Origin of the sequence: Nocardia sp. NPDC050713, from assembly GCF_040654315.1 — a bacterium.
Classification (GTDB): Bacteria; Actinomycetota; Actinomycetes; order Mycobacteriales; family Mycobacteriaceae; genus Nocardia.
Map to the genome: position 1 here is coordinate 223,472 of NZ_JBFAHS010000015.1, position 8,030 is coordinate 231,501.

The window sequence follows — 8,030 nt, forward strand, 5'->3', positions numbered from 1 at the left end:
CCTCCTGGACGTGTACCTCTTAGTGCTTTCTGGCCTCGCGTATTTGTCGCACATGGCGCCGCAGACAGCTTAAGCGGCCCGGGTGCGAAGAACCGGCGCATCCTGCGTGTGTCTGGCGAATCTGTGGCTACAAAAGAACTGGCACTGGAAAGCGCCCCGCACCACGATGGTCACATGGACGGGGATGACAACAGCGTGAACCGAATTCGATGGGACGAACTCCCCGGCACCGTGCGCGCCGAGGTCGAGCACCGGTTGGGATCTCAGGTGCGCGCAGCCACCACCCAGGCGGGCGGATTCAGCCACGGCTTGGCAGCCCGGCTCGAATTGCGTGACGGTCAGAACTTCTTCGCGAAGGCGATCAGCACCGATGACAGCCTCGCCGTGATGTACCGGACCGAACTCGAAACCGCCGCCCGATTGCCGCCAACGGTCCCCACACCGGCGCTGCGGTTCACCCTGGATGCCCGAGGTTGGCTGGTCGCGGTCTTCGACTACGTTCCTGGCCGACACCCCCGGCTCGATCGACGAGCTGAGCTGGCAGCGGTGCTGGCCACGATCGAGCGGCTGGCGATCATGCTCACGCCCAGCCCGTTGCCTGATCTGCCGACAATCGTCCAGCACTACGGACGGCAGCTACAGGGCTGGAGGAGATTCGCGGAGCACGAGCCTCCTGCCGATTTGGATGGCTGGTCACGGCGCAACCTGGACGAGCTGGCCGAGCTGGAATCGACTTGGACCGACCACGCCGCAGGTGAAACGTTGTTGCACACCGACCTTCGCCCGGACAACATGCTGCTACAACTCGACGGCAGCGTCATGGTCCTCGACTGGGCGTGGCCCTGCCGCGGCGCCGCGTGGATCGATCTCGTCGCGCTCACTCCGAACATCGTCGCGCACGGAATCGATGTCGACGAGCTCCTCGCCACGCATCCAACGACCAGCGGCGTCGATCCCGCCGCGGTATCGGCATTCCTGTGCGCCCTTGCGGGCTACTGGGCTATGAAAAGCCGCGAGCCCGCGCCACCGCGATCACCCTGGCTCCGCCGGTACCAGGCCCACTCAGCGCAAGTCACGGCCAACTGGCTCAGCAGGCGACTCGGGTGGTGAAACACTCCAGCAGGCCAGTCGCGAACTCATCGTGCACGCCGTCGTTCGATCCGAATTCGGCTCGCTCGGCGGCCGAAGTACCACGAGATCGTCGCGCTCAGGGCGGTTGGCACAAGGACGAACAAGGTGATGAACACGCCGAAAGGCGGCAGGGTCAGCGTCGGGTCGCCGATGCCGCTGACGAGCAGCATGGCGACCGCCCACACGATCCCGGCCGCGCATGCGCGGATCAGCGCGCCCGGCAAGGTTCGGTGCTGGGCGCCTGCGGGAAGTCCGGCGAGGACGACGAGCACGATCGCGGCGATGTAGGCCCAAAGGTTCACCAGCAACGCCACACCACAAATCACGCCACCGACGGCAGGGCCTCCCAAGACCTCCCACACCTTCTTCGGCAGTGAGTAGTCGGCGAAAAGCGGTGGCACCGGCGAGTTGTCAGCGGGTGAGCTCTGCGCGGTGGGGTGACTGGGCTGCATGGAGAACTCCCATAGGCCGATGGCTGCGTCGTCGGCCCAATGATGCGACATAGGCTCCATCGCTGCACAGTTCGTTGTGCATGTATCCAAAAGGTTTGGCGCACATCGTACTTCCGGACGGGTGGCATTTGCGCTCGGGTCGCGCCCGGATGTGAAAAGCTCCGGGCGCGCGGTTCGGGCGGCGGCCAACGGCGCGAGCGGCCGATGTCGCGAAGGTGGTGCCGACAGCCGTCGGTAGGGGAGCGGTTCCTGATCCTGCCGCACCCGGACGCAACTGACACCGAGTCCGATTTCGCGGGCGAATCTCCTGCCTATTCGCTGGGTGTCCAGGCCTGATCGGCCAGTGGGATGGCTCGAGGGCTTGCGCAGGCCGACTTGGTTTGATAAGGCAGCGCGTCAGCGTCGGTGTCTATGCCTCTGAACTGGACATATGTCTCGGTCGTCGGTGTTTACGGGCGTTCGACGCTCGAACATGGGCCGATGCGTCGATCTAGAAAAGTGTGATTGACATTACTTCTCCACTGCTCCACACTGTTCCCACCAAACTGAACTTGGCGTCAAGTTCTACTCCACTCGATCTCGATCAGTGGACACATCTCGACCAGGAGTACGCGCATGACCGCACCACCACTGGAACCAGCCGGCACCGGCGAAACCTCCCTCGCGCCGGCCGCGGAACGCGGGCGAGCCCATCGCAAACTCCTCGCCGCCGGTCTGATCGGCAGCTCCATCGAGTGGTACGACTTCTTCCTTTACGGAACCGCTGCCGCGCTGGTGTTCCCCCACGTGTTCTTCCCGGACAGCTCCGCGCTGATGGGTACGTTGCTGTCGTTCAGCACGTTCTGGGCGGGTTTCGTGGCCCGGCCGCTCGGCGGCGTGCTGGCCGGGCACTTCGGCGACAAGTACGGACGCAAGCCCGCCGTCGTCACCTGCCTGCTCGGCATGGGCTTGGCGACCTTCCTCATCGGCTGTCTGCCGAGCACGAACGCGATCGGTGTCGCCGCGCCGATTCTGTTGGTCGCGTTGCGATTCGTGCAGGGCATCGCCTGCGGTGGCCAGTGGGGCGGCATCGTGTTGCTGCTCACCGAATCCGCGAGCCCGAAAAGACGGGGATTCGCCGGGACTTTCGGGCAGATGGGTGTTCCGCTCGGGGTGGTCCTCGGCAATCTGGTATTCCTGGTCGCGACCTCGGCGCTCTCCGCGGACGCGTTCCTGAGCTGGGGCTGGCGGGTGCCGTTCTGGTGCAGCGCATTGCTTTTCCCGGTTGTGCTCTACATCCAGACCAAGGTCGAGGACTCCCCGGAGTTCCGTGAACTTCAACAGGAAGTGGCCGAAGCGCGCCCCGCCCGGGTCGCCCAAGCCCCGCTGTCGGAGGCGATCCGGTTGCACTGGCGCAAGATCTTGCTCGGGTGCGGCCTGCTCGCCGCCACCAACACCGCCTTCTACATCAGCATCGCCGGCGTGCTCAGTTACGGCACCCACGAGCTCGGCATGAAGCGCAACGACATCTTGACCGTCTCGCTGGTCGCCTCCCTGTTCGGCTGCGCGGTGATTCTCTGGTCGGGCCACCGATCCGACCGGGTCGGGCGCAGACCGCTCATCCTCATCGGCGGAATCGGTCTCGCGGCCTGGGCCTTCCCGTACTTCCTGCTGGTCGACACCGGGAAATTGCCGATGTTCTTCATCGCCGTCGCCGTCGGCACGATCTTGCAATCGTTGACCTATGGTCCGCTGGCGGCTTTCCTCGGCGAGCTGTTCGAACCTCGGCTGCGCTACTCGGGCGCGTCCCTGGCCTATCAGCTGGCCGCGATCACCGTCAGCGGCGGCACGCCGTTCATCATGACGGCGCTGATCGCCAATACGGGTGGGACCACGCTCGTCTCCGTGTATTTGGCGCTGATGGGCTTGGTCACCGTCTTCAGCGCTTGGCTACTGCGGGAAACCAATCCCGCCGAGGTCCGCGCGGATCCTGACGCCGTCCCCGGCGAACAGCTCTACGCCTGAACCAATTCGGGCGTAGCGCGCAGCGACGAGCCCGCGGCCGTCGCCGAATCCGTCGCCCGCGTCATCGAAATAGCGACCGCCAACCCATCCAGATATCGATCCGAAAGTAGATTCATGAAAGTTCGTAAGTCCGTCGTGTCCGCCGCTATCGGCGCCGCCGCTCTGACGGTGTGCGCAGGCACCGTCCACGCCGAGCCCCTGAGCGTGGACATCACACCCGGCGTCAACTACACCGCCTACCAGGACGGGAACACGGCGGTGATCACCGTCGACGCCGGCCAGTTGATCGTCGACAAGGGCAGGTTCCAGATCCGCGCGGACGACGGCACGGTACTTGCCGGCGTGCCACTCGAGTTCAACGTCAACAACGTCGCCTTTCCCATCGACGCGCAGATCGACGGGCGCACCGCGCGCTTGACGCCGTCGCTGGACCCCGCTCGCGCCGAGACGAAACCGGTGGCACTGCCGTTCCAGGACCAGGCCCCGTGGAAGACGCCGTACGACCGCGAGGTCGCCGCGTTCTCCCGAATGGCCTCCACGATCACAGTCGCCGGTGTGGTGGGCGGCATGGTCGGAGCGGTCGGCGCCGGAGTGATCGGCTGCCTCGTCGGCGGAGCCACGCTGGCCGCGGCGACAAGCCCGCTCGCGATGATGTTCGGCGCGGGTCCGGTCGTCGGCTGCCTGATCGGCGCGGGCGCGCTGGCGCCCATCGGCGCCCTCACCGGCGCCCTCTTCGTCGGCGCCCCGGTCGCGACGGCAGCGGTGATCCAGTACTTCACCACCATCAACGAGCCGTTCCCGGTGAAGTAGCGATCCGGCCTGCACAGCGTTCACGAGTGGTCCACGGTCAGCGACCGTGGATCACTCGTCGGCCAACCAGCCCGCTCGTCCGCTCCGGTCCCGGTCACATTCGATTTCGAAGGAATCCCACTATGGTCAACGTCTTCGATCCTGTTCGCCGCCATGCCGAAAGGGCTCCCGACAGTGTCGCGTTGCGGTCCGAGCGAATCGAGTGGAGCTATCGGCAATTGGACAGGTCGAGTTCACGGTTCGCCGGAGCGTTGGCGGCAGCGGGCCTGCGTGCGGGCGACCGGGTGCTGCTGGCCGCGCCGTCGGTGCCGGAATTCGTCGTGGCCTACCTGGGTATCCAGATCGCCGGGGGCGTCGTCGTGCCGGTGAACACGATGTCGACTCGCGCCGAGATCGAGTATTTCCTCACCGATGCCGACTGTGCGCTTGCCGTCGTTTGGCACGGCCTCGGGCCCGCGGTAGCCGAGGCCGCCGAGCGCTGGGGTATTCCGTTGTGGTTGTTGGCGCCCGGCGCGCAGCTGGCCGCGGAGCCGGCCGGATGTGCCGACCGTGATCCGGGGGACACCGCTGCCATTCTGTACACCTCCGGTACCACCGGGCGGCCCAAGGGCGCTCAGTTGACCGTCGGGAATCTGCTCGCGGGCGGGGAGATCGGAGCGCTGGTCGGTCGCGGCACCGAGGCCGATCGCACCGGGACCGGGTTGCCGCTGTTCCATGTTTTCGGACAGTCCGCGGTGATGATGCCGTGTTTCACCGCCGGAGGGTCGCTGTCGCTGCTGGCCCGTTTCGATCCGGTCGCCATGCTCGCGATGCTGCGGCGCGACCGGCTGACCATCGTCGCGGGGGTCCCGACAATGTGGAATGCCATGCTGCACGCGGCCGATGCCGCGGATCGCGCCGATTTCGAACAATTGCGCGTCGCGATCTCCGGTGGCGCGTCACTGCCCGGTGAGATCGCCCGCGACTTCGAGAAGAAGTTCGGCTGCACGATCCTCGAGGGCTACGGGCTCACCGAGACCGCCGGGTTCGGTACGTTCAACGATCTCGATCGCGGGGCGAAGATCGGATACACCGGACGCGCTGTCCCCCGGCTGCGGGTCGAGGTGCGCGATCAGGATTCGAATGTGTGCCCGCCGGGCCAGGTCGGCGAGGTATTCATCCAGGGAGACACCGTGATGAAGGGATATTGGCGCAGGCCAGAGGCGACCGCCGACGTGCTGTCCGCGGACGGCTGGTTCCGCACCGGGGATCTCGGCGAATTCGACGGCGACAGTGATCTGCGCATCGTCGACCGCGTCAAGGATCTGATCATCCGAGGCGGCTACAACGTCTATCCGGGCGAGGTCGAGGAGGTTCTTTATGAGCACCCCGACGTCATCGAGGCCGCGGTCGTCGGGGTGCCGGATGCTCATTACGGTGAGGAGATCGCCGCGGTCGTCGTCACCACGCCTGGCTCGGCGCTGGACGCCGACGATATCTCCCGATGGACTCGGGAACGCCTCTCGGCATACAAGATTCCGCGCATCATTCGGTTCACCGATGCCCTACCCAAGGGTGCCACGGGCAAGATCCTCAAACGGGCCATCGATCGGGAATCATTGCGTGAATCGACGCGATGAGAACTCCTCGACGCGATCACACCGGCGGCGCACGGTGGACGACACCGATGCCACGCACCCACAGGGTGGACAGGGTCGCCGCGGCCGCGTCGGCGTCGATATCGACATCGGCCTTGGCCCACTGATAACAGAATTCACGCACCATGCCGCACAGCGCCGTCGCCGCGTAATTGGCGTCGATATCGAGGGCGGCCAGGCGGTTGTCCTGTAGCCGGATGATCATCTTCTCGGCCCGGTCGATGAACAGATCGATCTCGGCTTGGCGAAGCTCCTCGATGTCGGGGTTGAGGCCGGCGACCTCACCCCACATGAGCATCAGGCGTTGGTGATCGCGGAAGGCGAGGACGTAGGCGCGCACCGCCGATTCGATCGCCTCGACGGCTGTCCCGGGCTGGGCGCCGAGCCGCGAGCGCACCTTGGCGCGCATATCGCTGATGAGATTGAGCACCACCGCGTGGAAGATCGCTTCCTTCGACTCGAAATAGACATAGAAGGTCCCGTGCGCGACCCCGGCCTCCGCGACGATATCGGCGACCCGTGTCTCCACGTACCCGAGTCGCGAGAAGACGAGCTCGGCGACCTCGACCAATCTGGCTCGAGTTCGTTCCCCCCGCGGCGTCAACGCCGGCGCTTGCTTACCACCCCTGGTGTTCACCGATTGCGACACAGCACCATCGTCGCAAATCGCGCCCCGCGGCAACGGCGATGGGCCCGGTGACCGCGAGAAGAGGCCTACGTCCGATTCGGCCTCACTTCCAGAGAGTGAGGCCGATGCCGCGTCCAGCGCCGGTGACGACGGCGGTCCTCGAGCTCCGCGGTTAGAGGAGCTTGTCGCCGGGCACCACATCGATCGCGGTCCGGTAGACCATGGGGCGCGGGGTGACGTCGAGTTCGGGATCATCGATCAACCGTTTGATCGACTGCTGCCACTCCGGGTCGGTTCGTGCCGAGTCCAAGGCGGTGCCGCTGGCCCATTCCGCCACATTGATGAAGGTCAGCTCGGCCTTGTCGCTGACCGCCTGAAGCATGCGCGCGCGGAGGAACCCCGGCGCGGACGCCATGCACCGCGCGTTGTCCTTCCAACGGTCGAGGAATCGATCCTTCTGCGACATAGGCACCGAGAAGGCGTTGACGAGCGTCACCGGCCGCTCCGTGCCGGCCGGGGTGTGTCCTGTTGTCCCAGGTCGGCCACCACATCGCCTATTTGTTCACCGCACGGCTCGCACCGCTCGGTCTCGAGCCCGCGCACTTCGGAATCCTCAGCCACCTGGCGGCCGTCGACGGACGCAGCCAGCAGGAGCTCGCCGATCTGCTGAAAGTGCACCGCAACGCCATGGTCGGGCTCGTCGACGAACTGGAAGAAGCGGATTGGTGCGCCGTGCGAAGCATCCCACCGATCGACGCGCCCATGCGGTCCATCTGACCGCTCACGCTCACCGGGCACTCGCTGCCGCCGAAGCCGAGGCCGACGCCATCGAGGACGAAGTCCTCGCACCGCTCGACGATGCCGAGCGGGCTCACCTCCTCCAACAACTGCGCCGCCTGTCCACGCATGCCGGGCTGCCGCCGGGCATCCACCCCGGCCCAGCGACGGCGACGAGTGACCCCTTCGGCGTAGGCCGGAAAGCGTTTACCGCCATGGCAACTCGAGTCCTCGTTGCCGCACCGCTTTTGTTGTCGCTCAGGCCCCTGGGACGGAGTCAATTCTTGTTCGACTCGCACTTCTGAGAATGACAATCTCCGCACAAGCTGACGCGGGTAGTCGACTACGCAAACTTCACGCACATTGGCGGGTTCATCGTGAGGTTCGCAAGTCTTCACGTAGTCGGTGAAACGCCTCTCGCGGAGCCCGCGATGATTCAGTGACGGGACTGGTGCTCGCCCGGCCGATCAGAATTGAAGATCTCAGGCTGGAAGGAGGGACTGTCGGAACAACGGCGGATCTTGATCTCGGTCCGATCGGCCGAACCTGATGGTTCGGCAGGAAGGACCGACGAATGTCGGAGACACTGGC

General features: G+C 65.6%; 8 protein-coding genes. 5 read left to right on the plus strand and 3 right to left on the minus strand.

What is annotated here, in order from left to right:
- Window positions 1–174: 174 nt before the first annotated feature.
- Complete coding sequence (locus tag AB0H49_RS26220; RefSeq protein ID WP_357255091.1) at window positions 175–1,110, plus strand: phosphotransferase; 936 nt, start codon at window positions 175–177, stop codon at window positions 1,108–1,110.
- A gap of 26 nt (window positions 1,111–1,136) precedes the next feature.
- On the opposite strand, the gene AB0H49_RS26225 is transcribed toward AB0H49_RS26220, so the two are convergent.
- On the minus strand, window positions 1,137–1,634 hold the full coding sequence (locus AB0H49_RS26225; RefSeq protein ID WP_357255094.1) for a hypothetical protein: 498 nt from the start codon (window positions 1,632–1,634) through the stop codon (window positions 1,137–1,139).
- Window positions 1,635–2,198: 564 nt separating this feature from the next.
- Here AB0H49_RS26225 and AB0H49_RS26230 point away from each other — a divergent pair.
- The 3 genes from AB0H49_RS26230 to AB0H49_RS26240 all read left to right on the plus strand — a co-directional run bounded on the left by AB0H49_RS26230 (window position 2,199) and on the right by AB0H49_RS26240 (window position 6,016).
- On the plus strand, window positions 2,199–3,587 hold the full coding sequence (locus AB0H49_RS26230; protein ID WP_357255097.1) for an MFS transporter: 1,389 nt from the start codon (window positions 2,199–2,201) through the stop codon (window positions 3,585–3,587).
- Window positions 3,588–3,701: 114 nt separating this feature from the next.
- Window positions 3,702–4,397 (plus strand): hypothetical protein, encoded by a 696-nt coding sequence (locus AB0H49_RS26235; RefSeq protein ID WP_357255099.1) that lies wholly within the window; start codon window positions 3,702–3,704, stop codon window positions 4,395–4,397.
- A 122-nt stretch (window positions 4,398–4,519) separates the two neighbouring features.
- A complete protein-coding gene (locus AB0H49_RS26240; RefSeq protein WP_357255102.1) occupies window positions 4,520–6,016 on the plus strand; it encodes an AMP-binding protein in 1,497 nt (498 codons plus the stop codon).
- Between the two features lie 16 nt (window positions 6,017–6,032).
- Here the strand turns inward: AB0H49_RS26240 and AB0H49_RS26245 are convergent, their stop codons facing one another.
- Window positions 6,033–6,605, minus strand: coding sequence for a TetR/AcrR family transcriptional regulator (locus AB0H49_RS26245; protein WP_357255105.1), 573 nt, complete (start codon window positions 6,603–6,605; stop codon window positions 6,033–6,035).
- Window positions 6,606–6,834: 229 nt separating this feature from the next.
- Window positions 6,835–7,158, minus strand: a complete 324-nt coding sequence (locus AB0H49_RS26250; protein WP_357255107.1) for an antibiotic biosynthesis monooxygenase family protein — start codon at window positions 7,156–7,158, stop codon at window positions 6,835–6,837.
- A 32-nt stretch (window positions 7,159–7,190) separates the two neighbouring features.
- Between AB0H49_RS26250 and AB0H49_RS26255 the strand changes: the two genes are divergently transcribed.
- Window positions 7,191–7,439: a MarR family transcriptional regulator gene (locus tag AB0H49_RS26255; protein WP_357255110.1), complete on the plus strand. Its 249-nt coding sequence runs from the start codon at window positions 7,191–7,193 to the stop codon at window positions 7,437–7,439.
- Window positions 7,440–8,030: the final 591 nt, after the last annotated feature.

Excerpts from the sequence above, each read along its gene's own strand:
- AB0H49_RS26220 (WP_357255091.1), top strand. The coding sequence starts at position 175 with ATGGACGGGGATGACAACAGCGTGAACCGAATTCGATGGGACGAACTC.
- AB0H49_RS26225 (WP_357255094.1), bottom strand. The coding sequence starts at position 1,634 with ATGTCGCATCATTGGGCCGACGACGCAGCCATCGGCCTATGGGAGTTC.
- AB0H49_RS26230 (WP_357255097.1), top strand. The coding sequence starts at position 2,199 with ATGACCGCACCACCACTGGAACCAGCCGGCACCGGCGAAACCTCCCTC.
- AB0H49_RS26235 (WP_357255099.1), top strand. The coding sequence starts at position 3,702 with ATGAAAGTTCGTAAGTCCGTCGTGTCCGCCGCTATCGGCGCCGCCGCT.
- AB0H49_RS26240 (WP_357255102.1), top strand. The coding sequence starts at position 4,520 with ATGGTCAACGTCTTCGATCCTGTTCGCCGCCATGCCGAAAGGGCTCCC.